The organism is Streptococcus sp. CSL10205-OR2 (assembly GCF_025660655.1).
Taxonomy (GTDB): Bacteria; Bacillota; Bacilli; order Lactobacillales; family Streptococcaceae; genus Streptococcus.
In genome coordinates this window covers 107,144-126,322 of record NZ_JAOTIN010000004.1, presented here as the reverse complement: position 1 = coordinate 126,322, position 19,179 = coordinate 107,144, and the positions used below count along the sequence as shown (strand labels likewise).

Annotated in this window: 20 protein-coding genes; 2 read left to right on the top strand and 18 right to left on the bottom strand. The window is 33.3% G+C overall.

Translation table 11 applies throughout. From position 1 onward, the window contains the following. Positions 1–132: 132 nt before the first annotated feature. The 11 genes from N7659_RS03730 to cdaA form a co-directional block, all read right to left on the bottom strand. Positions 133–672, bottom strand: a complete 540-nt coding sequence (locus tag N7659_RS03730) for a GNAT family N-acetyltransferase (RefSeq protein ID WP_263275881.1) — start codon at positions 670–672, stop codon at positions 133–135. Then, a complete protein-coding gene (locus tag N7659_RS03725) occupies positions 657–1,865 on the bottom strand; it encodes a CapA family protein (protein ID WP_263275880.1) in 1,209 nt (402 codons plus the stop codon). Before N7659_RS03725 ends, N7659_RS03730 begins: the two co-directional genes overlap by 16 nt. Positions 1,866–2,058: 193 nt before the next feature. Continuing rightward, the gene (gene thiI, locus N7659_RS03720; RefSeq protein WP_263275879.1) at positions 2,059–3,273 is read right to left on the bottom strand and encodes a tRNA uracil 4-sulfurtransferase ThiI; all 1,215 of its coding nucleotides are present in this window, start codon (positions 3,271–3,273) and stop codon (positions 2,059–2,061) included. A gap of 1 nt (position 3,274) precedes the next feature. Further along, positions 3,275–4,423 carry a cysteine desulfurase family protein gene (locus N7659_RS03715; RefSeq protein WP_263275878.1) on the bottom strand — a complete coding sequence of 383 codons (1,149 nt, stop codon included), beginning with the start codon at positions 4,421–4,423 and terminating at the stop codon, positions 3,275–3,277. Positions 4,424–4,471: 48 nt separating this feature from the next. Then, the gene (locus tag N7659_RS03710; RefSeq protein WP_263275877.1) at positions 4,472–5,113 is read right to left on the bottom strand and encodes a TIGR01906 family membrane protein; all 642 of its coding nucleotides are present in this window, start codon (positions 5,111–5,113) and stop codon (positions 4,472–4,474) included. Further along, positions 5,103–5,876: a TIGR01457 family HAD-type hydrolase gene (locus N7659_RS03705; RefSeq protein WP_263275876.1), complete on the bottom strand. Its 774-nt coding sequence runs from the start codon at positions 5,874–5,876 to the stop codon at positions 5,103–5,105. The genes N7659_RS03710 and N7659_RS03705 overlap by 11 nt, the downstream gene beginning before the upstream one ends. After that, on the bottom strand, positions 5,866–6,600 hold the full coding sequence (locus N7659_RS03700; protein WP_263275875.1) for an acyl-ACP thioesterase domain-containing protein: 735 nt from the start codon (positions 6,598–6,600) through the stop codon (positions 5,866–5,868). The genes N7659_RS03705 and N7659_RS03700 overlap by 11 nt, the downstream gene beginning before the upstream one ends. 4 nt (positions 6,601–6,604) lie before the next feature. Continuing rightward, positions 6,605–7,735 carry a radical SAM family heme chaperone HemW gene (gene hemW, locus N7659_RS03695; RefSeq protein WP_263275874.1) on the bottom strand — a complete coding sequence of 377 codons (1,131 nt, stop codon included), beginning with the start codon at positions 7,733–7,735 and terminating at the stop codon, positions 6,605–6,607. Positions 7,736–7,987: 252 nt separating this feature from the next. Beyond that, positions 7,988–9,337 (bottom strand): phosphoglucosamine mutase, encoded by a 1,350-nt coding sequence (gene glmM / locus N7659_RS03690; RefSeq protein WP_263275873.1) that lies wholly within the window; start codon positions 9,335–9,337, stop codon positions 7,988–7,990. A gap of 46 nt (positions 9,338–9,383) precedes the next feature. Further along, entirely contained in the window at positions 9,384–10,343 is a 960-nt protein-coding gene (locus tag N7659_RS03685) for a YbbR-like domain-containing protein (RefSeq protein WP_263275872.1), read from the bottom strand. Then, complete coding sequence (cdaA, locus tag N7659_RS03680; protein WP_263275871.1) at positions 10,340–11,197, bottom strand: diadenylate cyclase CdaA; 858 nt, start codon at positions 11,195–11,197, stop codon at positions 10,340–10,342. The genes N7659_RS03685 and cdaA overlap by 4 nt, the downstream gene beginning before the upstream one ends. Positions 11,198–11,303: 106 nt before the next feature. Between cdaA and murT the strand changes: the two genes are divergently transcribed. Further along, on the top strand, positions 11,304–12,647 hold the full coding sequence (murT, locus tag N7659_RS03675) for a lipid II isoglutaminyl synthase subunit MurT (RefSeq protein ID WP_263275870.1): 1,344 nt from the start codon (positions 11,304–11,306) through the stop codon (positions 12,645–12,647). Continuing rightward, positions 12,647–13,435 carry a lipid II isoglutaminyl synthase subunit GatD gene (gene gatD / locus N7659_RS03670; RefSeq protein ID WP_263275869.1) on the top strand — a complete coding sequence of 263 codons (789 nt, stop codon included), beginning with the start codon at positions 12,647–12,649 and terminating at the stop codon, positions 13,433–13,435. The genes murT and gatD overlap by 1 nt, the downstream gene beginning before the upstream one ends. A gap of 37 nt (positions 13,436–13,472) precedes the next feature. Here the strand turns inward: gatD and N7659_RS03665 are convergent, their stop codons facing one another. The 7 genes from N7659_RS03665 to tagD all read right to left on the bottom strand — a co-directional run bounded on the left by N7659_RS03665 (position 13,473) and on the right by tagD (position 19,179). Next, a complete protein-coding gene (locus tag N7659_RS03665) occupies positions 13,473–15,386 on the bottom strand; it encodes an ABC-F family ATP-binding cassette domain-containing protein (RefSeq protein WP_263275868.1) in 1,914 nt (637 codons plus the stop codon). Between the two features lie 51 nt (positions 15,387–15,437). Beyond that, positions 15,438–15,806, bottom strand: a complete 369-nt coding sequence (locus tag N7659_RS03660) for a hypothetical protein (protein WP_263275867.1) — start codon at positions 15,804–15,806, stop codon at positions 15,438–15,440. A 145-nt stretch (positions 15,807–15,951) separates the two neighbouring features. After that, entirely contained in the window at positions 15,952–16,452 is a 501-nt protein-coding gene (locus tag N7659_RS03655) for a DUF1307 domain-containing protein (protein ID WP_263275866.1), read from the bottom strand. Positions 16,453–16,544: 92 nt separating this feature from the next. After that, complete coding sequence (locus N7659_RS03650; RefSeq protein WP_263275865.1) at positions 16,545–17,045, bottom strand: DUF1307 domain-containing protein; 501 nt, start codon at positions 17,043–17,045, stop codon at positions 16,545–16,547. Between the two features lie 149 nt (positions 17,046–17,194). Continuing rightward, a complete protein-coding gene (locus N7659_RS03645; RefSeq protein ID WP_263275864.1) occupies positions 17,195–17,776 on the bottom strand; it encodes a YehR family protein in 582 nt (193 codons plus the stop codon). 102 nt (positions 17,777–17,878) lie between these two features. After that, a complete protein-coding gene (locus N7659_RS03640; RefSeq protein WP_263275863.1) occupies positions 17,879–18,589 on the bottom strand; it encodes a 2-C-methyl-D-erythritol 4-phosphate cytidylyltransferase in 711 nt (236 codons plus the stop codon). 191 nt (positions 18,590–18,780) lie between these two features. Next, entirely contained in the window at positions 18,781–19,179 is a 399-nt protein-coding gene (gene tagD, locus N7659_RS03635; protein WP_263275862.1) for a glycerol-3-phosphate cytidylyltransferase, read from the bottom strand.

The window sequence follows — 19,179 nt, the reverse complement described above, 5'->3', positions numbered from 1 at the left end:
AATGATAAACTTAGAAGGATACACAACTATCAGTCTGCTAAAAAACTGTTTGAGCTAGCTCAAACAGTTTAAGAACTAATGACTTAGTCAGAGGAATAATTTGTTGCACTTAACTTGACAATTGGGGTTTTTTTAATCAATATCGATAGGAATAATACCATAAGATATTTTTCGAAGCATTTTTTTGAATTCTCCCATATCAATCTCACTACTAGTTGACAATAGTTGATACTTTTCACCCATTTCATAGTAAAAATGTGGCATCAAATGATAACCATTTTTCTCATAAAAAGCAAGACGATTCAAACGTTCTTGGTAATTATCTGCTTCTTCATCCATTTCTTCAATGGCTAAAACAACTGGACGACCATTTGATGATAATCTGATGGTATTTAATAAACGACTGCCATAGGATTGATTGCGATACAAGGGATTAACTGCTAAAAATAAAAGAAAAACAAAGTGTTTGGAAAATATAATATAAGATAGGCCGACAAATTTATCATCATCATAATAAGCAATAAACTCAATATCACGTCGGTAAGCATTTAATAATAAAGGGAGATAGGGAAATCTTTCAACTTCTGGAAAGGCTGATAAGTATAATTCTTTAACATCTTTAGAGACTTTTGAAAATAGAGTCACTTTCTTTTGGATTAATTGCTCGGCCATTTTAAATCCACCAATTCATTCATTTCTTTATAAGCTAAATCAACTTTTTCTTTCATCGCATCATCTATTGTATCTCTATATTTGCCACCTGCGATGAAATCTTCCAAAATCAAAACACGATATTCACGATATTCATAACCTTCTATACCATACTCACCTTTTCCCCAAGACCATACTTGTGTAGGATGAGCTTTAGCTGTTTTAATCGTTGTTTTATCACCTTTCTTTTCAAAGGTAACATCCATTAAAACGCCACGTTCTGTCCAGATATCATCAACAGTCTCAAGACGTTGATTAGAAATAAAATTACCCATCGAATAGATAATTAATTTATTTTGACCATTTTTTTCAACAATTTCTGAAGGTTCTGTCACATGAGGATGACCTCCAAAAACAACATCTGCTCCCCAATCAATCATTTTATGATAAAGGTCAATTTGTTCTTGAGTTGGTTCTCTTTGATATTCAACGCCCATTTGGGGCATGACAATAGTGACGTCAGCTTTTTCTTCAGCTTCTTCAATTTCAGCTTGCATTTTTTCTTCATTTAAATCGGACAAGTGTTTTTCGTATTCCTCTTGAGTCAAGTTGGCTTCCATGCCATTATAACCATAGGCATAAGCTAAAATTGCAATCTTTATCCCATTAACTTCCTTGATGAGAATATCTTCTGTCTCGCGATTAGTTTTATAAACACCAACTGAGTCAATACCTTGTTCTTGAAAGACATCAACTGTGTTAAGTGCACCAGCTAGTTGAGAATCAAGAATATGGTTATGAGCCAAATCAACCACATCGTAACCGACTGTTTTTAAGTTACTGGCAATATCACTAGGGGCATTAAATAAAGGATAACCGGCTAGTGGAAAGTCTGGACTTATCGTTCCTTCATAGTCACCAATCGCTAAATCAGCGTCACTAATCCAACTTTTAGCATATTCAAAATAAGGTGTAAAATCATAACTATCATCAGATTTTCTAGCACTAGTGTATAAAATATCGTGTAATAAAATATCACCATTAGCCACTACACGAGCCGTCTTTACAGTTTGATCAGCCGTGTTAGTTACTCCTTCTTTTTTTGGTCTTGACCTTAACTGCGATTGATTGAGCAGAACACCTAAAAACGAAATAACTAATAAAGATATTAGTGACAATAGTAATAATAAAGTTTCTCGTTTAATTTTTAGCATACCATTTTCTCCTTACCACTATTATACTCTATTTTAAATAGCTTGATAAGTAAAAATAAAACGAGATAGAAAAAAATTATATTGATTATTTATCGTTAAGTAGAATCACAGCAAACGATTAAAAGTTAACGTTATTTAATCATTAAACTCATAAAAAAGAGACAAAACATGGTCGTTTTAGTCTCTTTCAATTTTAAAGAAAATGATCAATCATTTGTGTTAAATCATCCTCCTTAGCTTGTGGTGTAATTTCAATAATGGACATATTTTCAACCGCACGCGCAACTAAACCTTCAACATCTAAACGTTTTTCATAAATATCTACCTTATGTACTTTAGGATTTGTCTTTGGACGATCTGGAGCAAAAATAGTACAACAATCCTCAAAAGGTTGGATAGAAACATCAAAAGTATCAATTTTTTCAGCAAGTTCAATGATTTCAAGTTTGTCCATGGTGACAACAGGTCGAATAATTGGTGTTGATGTCACAGCGTTAATCGCCTGCATGCTTTCAAGAGTTTGGCTAGCAACTTGTCCTAAACTTTCACCATTGATAATTACTAAACCACGTCGTTTTTCTCTGATAGCATCTGTGATACGCATCATGAAACGACGTGTTATCGTCATCAGATAAGCCTCAGGCGTTTTATTTTTAATTTCTTCTTGAATTTCAGTTAAAGGAACTTCAATAAATTGAATATTGCCTCCAAACTTAACTAATTTCCTAGTTAATTCATGGGCTTTTCTTAAAGCACCAGGACTTGTGTAAGGTGGACTGGCAAAATGAACGACTTCAATAGAAACACCTCTTTTAAGGGCAAGATAACCTGCAACGGGTGAGTCAATCCCACCAGATAACATTAGCATTCCCTTACCAGATGTTCCAACAGGTAAACCACCTGCACCCTTGATATTTTCATAAGACAAGTAGGCTGCTTCATCTCTAATCTCAACCTTCAAATCAATATCTGGTCTTTTCATTTGAACCTTGATATCAGGGATAACCTCAAAAACAGCACTTCCTAATACTTGATTTAACTCACGACTGTCCAGTTCAAAAGTGTGATCACTACGTTTAGTTGTGATTTTAAATGTCATTCCTTCTTTGTAAATCTTAATCATCACATCCTGAACAGCTTGTTTAATGGCAGGCATTTCTTTTTTAATCTTATAAGAAGGTGAAAAGGCTTGAATACCGAAGATTTCTTTCAACGACTCAGAGACAGCATGGTAGTCTGTGCCATTTAAAAAAACGTGACCACGATCACGATCAGCAACCACCTTAACATCAGGGTAGACTGACAAAACGTCTTGTATGTTCTTTTTTAATTTGTTAATGAATTGCATACGGTTTTTACCTTTTGTTGATAATTCACCATAGCGAATCATAATTTCTGAATAATCCATTTTAACCTCTTACTTTTTCCATTTTTTCATAAATATGATGAAACACTGTTAAAAATTGTTCAATTTCTGCCATATTATTGCTATCACTAAGACTAATTCTCACAGCTGTTTGTGCTAAGTTCGTTTCAATTCCCATACTGATTAAGGTACCGGCAATTTTCCCAGCACGTGAAGAACAAGCACTCGTTGTTGAAAGATAGATATCATGCTCTTCAAAAGCATGCACTAGAACCTCACCTCGAATACCTTTAATACCAAAAGTAAGGATATGAGGAGAAAATCTTGAAGAATTCCCTGAAAATAAAACAACATCTTTCGTATCTTTTAAAGCCTGATAAAGAACTTCTTTCATGTGTTTTATATTTTGATTTACAATGTCTTTTTGATCCATTACTAGGCGCAGGGCTTTTGCCATTGCAACAATAGCAGGAACATTTTCAGTTGTGCTACGAAGTTGTTTTTCTTGTCCACCACCTGATAAAAGAGGAGAAATCATTTTCCCGTCTTTTTTATAAATAAAACCGACACCTCTCATAGCATGAAATTTATGTCCAGAAAAACTAGCATAATCGACACGATCTGGTAGAAATAAAGCTGTATCTAATTTACCGATAGCTTGAACAGCATCCACATGAAACGAAATTTTTGGCCAGTCAGTTAACAAAGATGCGATTTCTTGAATGGGTTGAATAGCACCAATTTCATTATTAATTGCCATAATAGACACTAAAATGGTATCTTTTCTTAACAATTCAGCTAATTTTTCAACAATAACAAATCCATTTTTATCGACAGGTGCATAATCAATCTCAAAACCAAGTTTTTCTAAAGATTTTGCTGATTCAGTGACAGCAGGATGCTCTATGCTTGAAATAATAATGTGCTTACCAAAACTCATTTTTTCAAGAGCGACACCTTTTATCACCCAGTTATCGCTTTCTGTTCCTCCAGAAGTAAAAAAGATTTCATCTGGTTCTTTACCAATTAAATCGGCAATTTGTTTTCTTGCCGCTTCTAGAATCCTTGAAGCTTGTGATCCTAGCTGATGAAGACTAGATGGGTTACCAATAATTTTTTGGGCAACCTCTTGATAGGTTTTTAAAACGTCAGGATAAGGCATTGTTGTTGCTGCATTATCAAAATAAATCATGATTTGTCCTTTCATGGTATTGGGTCATTTATTTCTAAAATTCTTATCTTATTGTCTCAAATCATTTTTATGATAAGAATGTTTTGCCAACAAGTAAAAACTTATCATAAAGATTTCATATATGATAAAAAAGACTATAAAACAAGTTAAGAAAAAATCTTGTGGCAAAATTAAAATCACAGGATCAGTTGCTGGATTAAATAACCAAGACGAATCCCCAGGAAATAAGATATTGTGAAATAGAGTGAAAAAATAATCAAAACCAATAAAAAAAGCAAAGGTAGCTATTAAAACTGGTAAAATAATGGCAAGAAAATAGTGTCTTTTATAGTGCCAAAAAAGATGATGACTTATTTTTTCCTTTAAAAATAGTAAGCTTGGAAGAGCTAAGATAACTCCTACTGCTTGTACAAGATGAAATAAAAATTTAACATCGTAAAAGTGCTTAAGACCACTCTGTGATGTTGGAAAATCTGGCATTAGTAATTGTGTTTTTAAAGGATTGGTTAAAAAAATCATCAATTCCTTAAAATTGCTTGAAATTCTCGTAGCAGAAAAAGGCACAATATCTGTTAAATCAAAATAATGAATGGCTAGAGGATAAGCTAGCCACGTCAAGTAGATTGTTATAAGAATACTTAGTGACAACAACCAGATAATTGAAAGACCACTTAAAACATTATTTTTCATCAAATTGCCACTCCGCTAAACTATTCAAAACAAAATCGGGTTTAATAGGTAGCTCACTGACTTCTTCTGGTTTTGTAAAACCAGTAGTGACTAAAAGACTAGCAATACCATTATCAATACCTGCTTTAATATCGGTTTTGTAATTGTCTCCCACAACAATAGCTTCTTTTTTTTCAACTCCTAAAATCGCCAAAGCTTTATCCATAATAATAGCTTCTGGTTTTCCTATAATAACAGGTTTGATGCGCGTTGCTGCTTCAAGAAAAGCTAGAAGTGCGCCTGCACCTGGCTGCAAACCTTTTTCTGTTGGAATATTAAAATCAGGATTGGTACCAATAAAAGTGGCACCATTTAAAATAGCCAAGGTAGCAATAGATAGTTTGTCATAATCTAATGTCCTGTCTAAACCAACAACAACATAGGCAGGATTTTTAGTGTCTTCAATATAACCATTATTAAAAATAGCTGACTTTAATCCTTCTTCACCAAGAACAAATGCTGTCTTCTCTTTACCTAGATCATTCATATAATCAAGTGTTGCTAGAGAAGCTGTATAAATGGTATCTAAAGATGTCTCGACGTTAAAATCTTTCGACAACATCGTTTTTATCATCTCGGGTGTTCTAGTTGTATTATTAGTCAAAAAAAGATATGGGATTTGTCTTTCTTGTAAGCGATGAACAAAGGCTTCTCCTTCAGGTATTCGCTCTTTCCCCTTATAAATAGTGCCGTCTAAGTCGATAATATAAGCTTTATAGGTCATTTTTTCTCCATTCTATAATAGCTTGTGCATGTACAGTGCCATTATATTCTATTTCGTGATAACTGGTATTATCTATTAGTTTTACTTTTGATATAATCTGTCCTTCACCGGTTATCTCTTTTAAATATCTCAGATTAATTTGTTTTGGACTATATTCTTTTAGAAAATCAAAAGATAAGCCATCGTAAAACCAATTAAGGTATTGACTATTAGTGATGTGGCCATTTAAATCATAATCAAAGAAAGTAATCGGTAAATTGGTTTCTCTAGCTTCTTCAAGAGAAAGATATTTGGGACCTTTAAGACGTTTTTTCGTTTTAGAAGATTCGTAAGGTGCCACTATTTCATCCATCACAGAACGCAGTTTTCTGGTATCATAATCAATCAAAACAAAACTTGCCATTATGGTTAAAAGAAGTTGTGACGAAGCATCAAATATCTTGAATTGACGATAGCAATAATAATGATTATAGCTAATCGCTTCAGTTTCAATAGTGATTTGTTCATTGTAACTTGGTAGACGATTAATACTGATATCATAGTCAGTAATCACCCAAACCAAGCGGTACTCTTTAAATATTCTTTGATCAGAAACACCAAGTTCTTTTGATTGTAAACCAGAAATATAAAGACATCTAGCAAGAAGATGTGACAATTTCATATTATAATTAATATCAACATCATAAAATGGTACACGAAGTGACACTTTATATTTTTTTCCCATAATCCTACTCCAAAATAAATTTCTCTGCGACACTATCTCCTAAAAACAAACCTTTTTTGGTCATTCTAACCCTATCACCAGTAACCTGTAATAAGCCATCTTGACAGAGTTTTGAAACAACATCACCATATTGTTTTTCAAATGAGAGGTTAAACTTCTTTTCAAAGCGTGCGATTGAAATCCCAGTCTTTTTACGTAAGCCTAAAAAGAGCTCTTCTTCGATTTTTTCTTTTTGGCTGAGAACTTCTTCCATAACTCTCGTAGAACCTTTTTCAACAGCATTTAAATAATGTCTAATGGGCCCATGGTTTTTATAGCGAATACCATCAATATAGCCTGAAGCACCTGCTCCAAAACCAAAGTATTCTTCGTTATCCCAATACATTAAATTGTGCTGGCTTTGAAAACCTGGTTTTGAAAAATTAGAAATTTCATAATGCTCAAAACCATTATTTTCCATTTCAGCGATAATATATTCAAACATTTCTGCTTCCAAGTCTTCGGTTGGTAAAGGAAGTTTTCCTCGACGCATTTTATTCATAAACACAGTATGATGTTCAAGAATTAAGCTATATAAGCTAAGATGTGGAATATCAAGAGCAAGGGCTTTTGCAACATTTTCTTTAACATCTGCCATTGTTTGATTAGGAAGCGCATAGATTAAATCAATCGAGATATTATCAAATCCCGCCCCTTTTAAGCTATCGATACTTTCATAAATTTGTTGTTCGTTGTGCCCTCTTCCAATTTGGACAAGGTGTTTATTATTAAAAGTTTGAACACCAAGAGACACACGATTGACAGCTGAGTTTTTGAGAACAGCAATCTTATCTTTTGTGAGGTCTCCTGGATTGGCTTCGATGGTAAACTCAGATAGTTCTGAAAGATCAAGATGTTGTTCTAAATGTTGTAGCAGATAATCTAGCTGGTTGGCATCAATAGCTGTTGGTGTCCCTCCACCAATATATAATGTTTTTAATTGTTTAATATCATGAGACTTAATTTCGTGAATAAGAGCCTTTAGATAATCATCTACAGGCTGATTCTTTATGAAAACTTTCGAAAAGTCACAATAATAACAAATTTGTGTACAAAAAGGGATGTGAACATAAGCTGATGTTGGTTTATTTAGCATAGAACTATTTTAACATTTTTAAGTCAGAAAAGAGAAATTAAGGCTCTTTTTCTATTAAAAGATGTTCAAACTCCTTTTTATATTATGATAAGTGAAAAAGACCATCATTAAATTCTAATCACTTTGAGTTGCTATTTTTCACTAGTATTAGTCTCATAAGAAAATCATTGTTAAGTAACAAAGCTAGCTTACTTACCAGACAATAATCTAAAAATGGATAAAGGCTAGGTACTTTTGTACCTGCCTTATCCTTTAGATTCCAATTTCAGTTTTAACAACATCTGCAATGGTATCAACATAGTAATCAACTTCTTCATGAGTTGGCGCTTCAGCCATCACACGTAAAAGAGGTTCAGTACCACTTGGACGAACTAAGATGCGACCATTACCAGCCATTTCTTCTTCCATTTTTCTAATAATTTCTGAAATAGCAGGAACTTCCATTGCTTTGTTTTTCATTTTATTATCAACACGGATATTAACCAATTTTTGAGGATAAATGGTTACTTCACCAGCCAATTGTGACAGTGATTTTCCAGTTTCTTTCATAATTTTAGTTAATTGGATTGCTGTCAATTGACCATCTCCAGTAGTGTTATAATCCATGATAATGACATGACCTGATTGTTCACCACCAAGATTATAACCTGATTTTCTCATTTCTTCGACAACATAACGATCGCCAACAGCTGTTACCACTTTATTGATATCTTCACGGTCAAGGGCTTTATGAAATCCAAGGTTAGACATAACAGTTGTAACAATGGTATTTTTGGCTAATTCACCTTTTTCATAAAGGTATTTTCCAATGATATACATGATTTTGTCACCATCAACAATCTCACCTTTTTCATCAACAGCAATCAGCCGATCACTATCACCATCAAAAGCTAAACCTATTGCTGATTGACTCTCTAAAACAAGTTTTTGAAGAGCTTCAGGATGAGTCGATCCAACACCATCATTAATGTTTAAACCATCTGGCTGCTCTCCAATAATTTTAATATCAGCATTTAAATCTAAGAAGATTTGACGAGCTGAAGTACTTGCTGAGCCATTTGCCGCATCTAGCGCAACTTTCATTTCTTTTAAGTCAACCCCTGTTGAGACTAAGAATTTTTCATATTTTCTTAAGCCTTCTGGGAAATCAACTAATTTACCAAGACCTTTTGCACTTGGACGTGGAAGAGTATCTTCTTCTTTATCAAGTAAATCCTCGATTTCTAATTCTCTGTCATCATCCAATTTAAAACCGTCACTACCAAAAAACTTAATGCCATTATCTAAAGCAGGATTATGGCTTGCTGAAATCATGACACCAGCGCTTGCGCCTTCAGTTCTCACAAGATGTGAAACAGCAGGTGTTGCTAAAACACCTAATTTATAGACTTCAATGCCAACAGATAAAAGGCCGGCTACTAAAGCTGCTTCAAGCATTTCACCAGAAATACGAGTATCTCTAGCGACTAAGACTTTAGGAGTTTCTTGTTCGTGTTGGCTTAAAACATAACCACCAAATCGTCCTAATTTAAAAGCTAATTCAGGTGTTAACTCAACATTTGCCTCACCACGAACACCGTCTGTTCCAAAATATTTTCCCATAATTATCTAGTGATTTCTCACTATCCTCCTTTTTTCTTTTAAATGACTATTTCTTCTCAACAGTTAAGGTTAACTTCATTGTTTCAGGAACGACCGAGACATTATCATCTAGTAATTCAATTGTGCGAATGGTATTTTTCTTAACATTTGAGATATCAACTTGTACTTTAATTTCAGATGTCTTATCTAGATCTTCTTGTGAGCCAAAAATCAAAGCTTCACTACTTTCAAGCTCATAGCGAATATTTTTTAGACTGCTATCAATTGTTCCCGTTAATTCAATAACAACAGGAACAGTTTTGCTAAGACGTTTTAACTCAACTGATAAGTTGGCACTCACTGGATCTATCTTACTAGGCAAAATGGTACCATTTTCCGAGACTGCTTGTAGGATAACATCTTCTTCTAAATCATCTGATAACTCATAGTCGTCAGGAAAAGAAGCCATAACATGATCTATTTGATCAATGGTTGCTTCATCACTAGTTACTTCAACTTCTTTGATGTCTGTTTTTATATTTTTTAATTCATAGCCTTCTGCTAGTTGCTCACTCTTTATAGTAGGGACAACTTCAAATTTTTTCGTTTCTTTTTTTCCAATAGTAACTTCCATTGTTGCTGGTGATACTTGACCTGTCACCTCAGAAGGCATATCCTTAATCACCAATGGCACCTTTGTTTGACCGACACCAAGATTAGTTAAATCAGCAACGACTTGAAAACTTCTGGTTGAAGGGTTGATTTCTGAGTCTAACTTAACACGATTGGTTGATGTTAAATAGACCTCAACTTCATAAGAATAACCACTAATAAAATACTCATCACTATCATATTTGATATCAATAGGAATATTTTCCAAAGTATGTGTGTAAGTTTCAGTAACACGGTTAATCTGTGAAGTAGTACTATTATAGTTACTTGATTTTGCTGTTAGAAATAAAAAGAGTGCAAAGAAAACTGATGCCAATATAAGGCTAATTTTTTTAACTAAAAATCGCTTTATCATGATTTCTTACCTCCTAATAGTTTTTTCCAATTAAATCCAAAACGTTTCTTTTTATCTTTCGGTGAAAAAACAGAATGTAATTCTTTATCAAATTCGTCTAATGATAAATCATGAGCTAGCCTTTCTTTATAGGCAATTGATATTGCTCCTGTCTCTTCTGAGATGATAACCGTCAGCGCATCAGAACGCTCAGATAAACCAATAGCAGCTCTATGTCTTGTCCCAAATTCTTTTGAAATATCCTTTGAATCCGTTAAGGGAAGGTAACAAGAAGCTGCTGCCACTTTATTGCCACTGATAATAACTGCACCATCATGAAGAGGGGTATTTGGAATAAAGATGTTAATTAATAATTGACTAGAAACATCAGCATCAAGAGGTATTCCTGTTGAAATATATTCTCTTAGACCTTGCGTATTTTCGATAGCAATCAGAGCACCAATTTTACGAGGACTCATGTATTTAACAGCTTTAACTAAGGCAGTAATCAATTTTTCTTCATTTGTTAATGTCTGTGTTTGAATGAAGGATTGGGGTGTTCGACCAAAACGCTCAAGACCTGAACGAATCTCTGGTGCAAAAATTATAACTCCGGCAATAACACCGTAGGTGATCACTTGATTCATCAAATAGGTAAGCGTACTAAAACCTAGCAAACCAGAAATAAATCGTATGACAACAAATAAAACTGCACCCTGTACCAAAGACATAACCTTTGTTCCAGCTAAGGCTTTGATAAAACGATAAATTAACCAAGATACAATTAAGATGTCAATAAGATTAATAATAATGGTAATTGGATTATCAAAAAGTGACCTCCAAAAATTGGCGTCTATATTAAATAAATTACTCATACAACACTCTCTCAATCTTATCTATTTTTTAAAGTCTTTCCTATTATACCATTTTTTGCGGTTTTTTTCTTTATAGGAAATCTAAATTTTATGTTAAAATATAGGAATGAAACTAAAAACATTAGCAGGAATGACTGCAGGAAAAACAAGTAAATTTATTTTAAATAGATTAGGAAGAGGCTCCACATTACCTGGTAAAATAGCTCTTCATTTTGATAAGGATATTCTAAAAACACTGGCTAGTGATTATGAAGTGATTGTAGTAACCGGTACCAATGGAAAAACTGTAACCACAGCTTTAACCGTTGGGATTTTAAAAGAAGCCTTTGGAGAAGTTATCACAAACACTAGTGGTGCCAACATGATTACTGGTATCACTTCTACTTTTTTGAGTGCCAAAAAAGGCAAGTCTGGAAAAAAGATTGCTGTTTTAGAAATTGATGAAGCCAGTCTTCCAAAAATAACAGACTACCTAACACCAAGTTTGTTTGTGTTCACCAATATTTTTCGTGATCAAATGGATCGTTATGGTGAAATTTATACGACTTATCAAATGATTCTTGATGGGACAGCAAAAGCACCCGAGGCAACAGTTATAGCTAATGGGGATAGCCCACTGTTTCACTCCAAGAAAATTCCTAACCCGATAAAATATTACGGATTTGATACTGAAAAACACGATCCACAGTTGGCTCACTATAACACAGAAGGTATTTTGTGTCCGAGATGTCAACACATTTTAAAATTCAAACTTAACACTTACGCTAACCTTGGTGATTATATCTGTGAAAACTGTGGTTTTAGTCGCCCCAAACTTGACTATGCTCTTACAGAATTAACAAATATCACAAATACTGATTCTGAATTTGTGATTGATAATCAGCGCTATAAAATCAATGTTGGTGGCCTATACAACATTTACAATGCTCTTGCTGCTGTTGCTGTTGCTGAATTTTTAGAAGTACCAGCAGAAAAAATCAAACAAGGATTTGAAAAAAGTAAGGCAGTATTCGGACGTCAAGAAACCTTTAAAATTGGTGACACTTCATGTACACTCGTTCTTATTAAAAACCCAGTAGGCGCTAGCCAAGCGCTTGAAATGATTAAATTAGCACCTTATCCTTTCACACTTTCAGTTCTTCTTAATGCTAACTATGCCGATGGCATTGATACCAGTTGGATTTGGGATGCCAATTTTGAAAGCATAACAGAAATGTCAATCCCAGAAATTTATGCAGGTGGTATTAGACATTCTGAAATCGCTAGACGTTTACGAGTGACAGGATACCCAGAAAATAAGGTTACTACCGTTGAATCTTTAGAAGATTTAATCATAAAACTTGAAACTCAAGAAACAAAACATGCCTATATTTTAGCCACTTATACAGCAATGCTTGAATTTAGAGAACTACTCGCCAATAAAAAAGCCGTACAAAAGGAGATGACATAATGGTTTATCGAACAATTGAATCCCCTCATGATAAAGAATATCGCTATGAGCTGAAAGTTGCTCATCTTTATGGTGATTTACTAAATACATATGGTGACAATGGCAATATTTTAATGCTAAAATATGTTGGTGAAAAATTAGATGCAAGAATGCAGTTTGATATTGTTTCATTAGGAGATGATTTTAATGCTGATAATTATGACATTATCTTTTTTGGTGGAGGTCAAGATTACGAGCAGTCGATTGTCGCTAAGGATCTACCACCTAAAGCTGATGAAATCAATCGATTTATTCAGGAAGATAAAGTTTTACTAGCCATTTGTGGTGGTTTTCAACTTCTTGGACAATATTATGTTCAAGCTAATGGTGAAAAAATTGATGGCATTGGTGTCATGAATCACTACACGCTAAATCAAAAAAATAATCGCTTTATCGGAGACATTAAAATTCATAATGAAGAATTTAATGAAACCTATTACGGCTTTGAAAATCATCAAGGACGTACCTTTTTATCCGAAGAAGAAAAACCACTTGGAAAAGTTGTCTATGGACACGGTAATAATAAAGAAGATGGGACAGAGGGCGTCCACTATAAAAATGTTTATGGTAGCTACTTCCATGGTCCCATCTTATCACGCAACGCTAAACTGGCTTATCGTTTAGTGACAACAGCTTTAAAAAATAAGTATGGTCAAGCTGTTTCATTAAAAGACTATGATGACATTCTTTCTAATGAAAAATCTGAAGAATTCCAAGATGTCAAAAATAAGGCTGATTTTGAAGCCTAAGAAAACTCACAGAAATTCTGTGAGTTTTTTAATATAATCAATCATCAAAACCTTCAAGTTTTTCAGCTACTTCTTCCCATTCAGTCATCAGATCACCTTGTTTTTTTGATTTTTGGTCTAGTTTTTCCTGAAGAGAGATGAGGGTTTCTGTATCATTTGTTTCTGTCATTTCTCTTTCAATCGTTGCAATCAATGCATCTGTTACTTCTAAAATCTCCTCAAGTTCAGCTAGTCGACGCCTTAGTTTGCGTAATTCTTTTTGATTTTCTTTTTGCGACTGATAATCTGATTTTTCAGCTTGTGTGGTAACTACATTTCTTTTTTCATCAAGACTTGCTTGTTCTATTAATGCCATTTTCTTTTCAAGATAATAATCATAATCACCCAGATAGAGAGTGCTACCTGTTTCAGAAATTTCAATAATTTTTGTAGCAACGCGATTGATAAAATAGCGGTCATGACTGACAAAAATCAAGGTACCATCATAATCAATAAGGGCATTTTCAAGCACCTCTTTGCTGTCAATATCAAGGTGGTTGGTAGGCTCATCTAATAAAAGAAAATTATTATTCTCCATGGATAATTTAGCCAGTAAAAGTCTTGCACGTTCACCACCTGATAAGACAGAAACAGTCTTTTTAACATCATCGCCTGAAAAAAGAAAGGCACCCAATCGATTTCTAATGGCAACTTCGGGTGTTGTTGGAAAAGTATTCCATAACTCATCAAGAACTGTATTGGTTGGTGTTAGGCGAGATTGTGTCTGATCATAATAACCACTTTCAACATTAGCACCGAATCTCACATCTCCTTTAATCAGTGGAATGTCTCCAATAATGGATTTTATAAGTGTTGATTTACCAATACCATTTGGACCGACAACGGCAATGGCATCATATTTTCTAATGTCAAGATTGATTGGTTCTGCTAAAATATTATCATGATAACCTATTGCCGCATCTAAGACGGATAGAACAACATTGCCTGATGGTTTATCGGAGTGAAAAGTCATATTAGCAGATTTCGTCTGACTTGTTGGCTTATCAAGTCGTTCTATTTTTTCCAATTGTTTGCGTCTTGATTGTGCTCGTTTGGTTGTTGATGCTCTTGCGATATTACGTTTAACAAACTCTTCAAGAGAAGCAATTTCCTTGGCTTGTTTTTCAAATAATTTTTCTTGAGTGGCTAATTTTTGAGCTTTTTGCTCCACAAAACGAGAGTAATTTCCAATATATCTATCAAGAGAATTTGGTGTTAAATCAAGTGTTATCGTTGTCACCTTGTCTAGAAAATACCTGTCGTGACTCACAATAATTAGGGCACCAGGATAATTAACAAGATAATTTTCCAACCAGGCAATCGTTTCAATGTCTAAATGGTTAGTTGGTTCATCAAGAATCAAAAGGTTAGGCTTTTCTAACAACATTTTTGCTAGGGCAAGACGTGTCTTTTGCCCACCAGACAATGAAGCAATCGGCATTTGCCACATGGACTCGTCAAATTTGAAACCATTTAAAATAGAACGAATGTCAGATTCATAGGTAAAGCCCCCGTCACGTTTGAAGCGTTCAGATAACTGATCATAATCATGCATCAATTTTTCCAAAGCATCTTTTGAGCTATTTCCCATCTGCTCTTCCATTTGGCGAAGTGTTTTTTCTGTTTGGCGTAGGTCATGAAAGACGAGAAGCATTTCTTCATAGATTTGGTTTTGTGAATCAAGTTGACTATCTTGTGCCAAATATGATAAAGAAAGATCTTTTTTTATGCTTAGTTGACCATCATTTGGTGTTTCTTCACCCACCAAGAGTTTAAGAAGCGTTGATTTTCCTGCACCATTTCGACCAACAAGAGCGATGCGATCACGTTCATCGACTTGAATATTGATATTATGAAATAAAATATCTCCAGCAAAGGAGCGTTCTAGCTTGTTTCCTTGTAAAATAATCATATTAATATTGTAACAAAAAAGCCCACAAAGTGGGCAAAAAATTAAAAGCTTTTAAAACTTAGAAACTAAAAGGTTAACAAGGTCTTGATTTTTCATTAACAGATAAAGGCCAATCAAAATAATGGCAACAAACAAGACAAATTTAATCAAGCCTTTGACAAAACGGATTAAAATAAGTACTCCCATAGAGATAAAAAGCCAAATCCAAGGCGAACCCTGAACCAGCACTTTAAGGTTTTCCAAATTGTCTCCTGTGAAAGCACGGATAGACTCAGGCATTTTTGACATGATAGCTTGCGAGTCAATGCCTAAATGATCAAGAATTGTTTGACTACCCATTTTTAACCAAGTGAAAACACCGGCATTAAATAAGAATAAAAAAACTTGTTCGGGAAATTTTTTAACGGTTCTAAATAACATTGATTATATCACTCCTTTTAATGTTGAAGCTCAAAATATTATTTATGGCTTAACATGTCCTTTTATTCTATAAAAAAAGAGAATGAAAAGCAATCAATTACCTTATTTGTAAACTAGACATAAAAAAAGTGGCTTGCCCACTTTTTTATTCTTTAAATTCTTCAAACTTACCATCCTTAACTTCTTTAAATCCTTGTTGTTCAATAAGTTGTATTGATTTATCAAGACTGATGTAATCGGAATTTTCAAGGTTAATAGATTCAATACCAGGAATTTGGGAGAGATCTGCAAAATTTGCCTTAGTATAATCTAGTGTAACGGTTTGTGTTAAAGAGGTTTCACCAAACTCAATTTTTTCAGTCACACCTTCAATACCTTCGTACATACTTGTAAACTGTTCAAGCTTAGCCTTAGCAGCCTCAGCATCTTTAACACCTAGGAAATCATAAGACATTTGTGTATAGGCTTCTTGTTTAGTGACTTCATCAGTATCCTTTTTATAATAATAAGTAATCCGATTATCAACACCTTCTTGAATGCTTTGATAAGAGACACTTTCAACATCATTTGCTTTTCCACCACAAGCCACTAAAATAGCAAGTAGGCTTGTCATTAACAAAGTAATAATAATATGTTTTTTTCTCATTATTTTCTCCTTTTCATTTTATATTATACTGACTTGTTGATAATAAAGCAAACAATTACGGTTGATTAGAGTTGGTTATAGTCCCTACAAATTTAAGGCTGAAAATCTTTGAAATGACCATCTCTCACTTCAACAAAACCACTATTTTCATTTCTAAATCCTTTTGTAGATTTTGCTAGGCTAAAATAGTCTGCATTTTCTTCTTCAATCTCGAATCTTTCATCATCTTTTAATTGCTTTAAATTGATTTTTAAATAATCAACAGTAATCTTTTCTCGGAAGTAGTCCTTTTCATATTCAACTGTCTCGGTAACACCTTTTAAGTTTTCATAGTCTTTTGATAAAGGATCTAAAAGTTCTTTTGCTTCTTCTTTTGAAGCAACACCGAAAGCTTGATAAGAAAAAGTTGTTATCGATTCTTGTTTAACAATTTTATCAGTGCCTTTTTCATAATAAAAAATATATCTAATATCTCTACCTGGTATAGAATTTTGATAACCAATAGATGCAATTTCTTTTTCTTTTGAACCACAAGCCGTTAACAAAAACATTATTGTAGCTAAAAGAACAACTAGCCATTTTTTCTTTTTCATTTCCTTCCCCTCTTTTAAAACATATCTTTATTTTATCTTGTTATTTAAAAGAAAACAAGATTTTTTTAATTCCAATATCTCATTTTAAAGAAAAAGAAAAAGCTATTGATAAGAGACTCTTATCAATAGCAATATTTTAAAACTTTGTTCTAATCTAGTGGTTGAAAGTCTTTAAACTTACCATCTTTAACTTCTTCAAATCCACTTTCTTTTAGCAAGTCAGCACTTTTTGTATAACTAACATAAGTGGCATTATTGTTACCATCTGATAAAAAACCAGGCAACTTAGAAGCATCGTTTATGTCAAGATTTTCATAATCTAAAACTAAATTTTCAATAATATACTCATCACCATAGTCGACAGTATGAGTAATTCCATCAATACCTTCATATTGAGAAAAAATTGGGGCTAAAGCTTCTTTTGCTTCATCAATAGTTGTGACACCCAAAGCTTTATAAGAAGCTTGAGTATGTGTTTCTTGTTTTAAAACCATATCAGTAGATGCTTCATAATAAAACGTTATTTGCGTATCAATCCCAGGTACTAAACTCTGGAAATATCCAATTTCTTGACTTTTTTCAGAATCTTTTTTCTCAATTGTAGTAGTTTTTGTGGAAACTTCTTCACTATCACTTTTAGTATTTTCTTGATTTCCACCAGAACCACACGCCACCAAAACAACAAGTGCAAAAAACGATAAAACACTAAGAATAATTTTCTTTGTTTTCATAATAGACTCCTAAATGATTTAATATCATCATTATAACTTTTTATCAGTGATAAAACAATGATAATTGCTGATTAAGAATAAAGAGTAAGAAATAGGTAATGCTTAATGAATAAAACTATCATTTTTAGTTGATAAAAGAGATTTAAACATTAGCAAATCATTAACAGTTGTAATTTTTAAATTGGTTTCACATCCCTTAGAAAAATAGACTTTTTCACCTAGTTCGTGCATCAAGACACAGGTTGCTGCAGATTTAGTAATTCCTTTTTCAGCAGCTTTTTCATGAATTTTAATAACATCAGATAACTTATAAACATGAGGCGTCTGTGTTCGATAGAGGAGATCTCTATCAATAACTGACTCACCATGAACACCGTCCTGACTCATAAATACTGCTTCTGTTGTTGGAATAGCTGCCACTGCTGAGCCATATTGGTGATAGGTTGCAATAGCATTATCAATAATTTCTGAGGTAACCAAGGGTCTATTACCATCATGAATCATTACAATAGAATCCTCAGAACTTATTTTCTTTATGGCATTAATACCTTTAAGGATTGAAGCTTGACCTGTTTTGCCGCCAACAACTATTTTTTTAAGTTTTGTGATATTGAATTGTTTGGCATAAGCATGTAATACTTTTACCCATGACTTAAGAGTCACAACTACTATGGCATCAATGTTAGGATCGTTTTGAAAGACTTCCATCGTATGAATAATAATCGGTTTGTTATTCACATGTAGAAATTGCTTAGGAATATCTTGTTTCATTCTTGATCCAGTTCCAGCTGCGGTTAATAATGTTGTAATCAATGTCCATTCTCCTTCTATACCATCTAAGGTACTGCATTTTTAGACGTACAATAATTTCATGGCAATTTGATTAACGTTTTTGTTACAAACTGTCTATATTGCTTGTTTATCCTCTTATTTTTTACCTATTGAAATAAGAGGATAAATAAGTGAATAAACTCATTATATATTATTCTTGGTTTTTATTCAATTTATTTATCTTTATTTAAATCTTTTTTAATCTGTGTTGTGCTTATCTCAGGTGTTCTCTCTAAATAAATGACTTCTACGCCTTCATCCTTTAAGAAATCAAATTTTCCTTTCCAGTCATCTCCAATAACAAATGTATCAATATGATATTTATGTACATCACTGATTTTTTGTTCCCAATTTTCTTCCGGAATAACCAAATCAACATATCTAATTGACTCAACAAGTGATTTTCTTTGGTCATATGAAAAATAACATTTTTTTTGTTTTTCATTCCAATTAAATTCATCAGTAGAAATGGCAGCAATTAAATAATCACCATAAGATTTAGCTCTTTTTAATAAATTAATATGGCCATAATGTAGCAGATCAAATGTTCCATAAGTTATAACTCTTTTCAT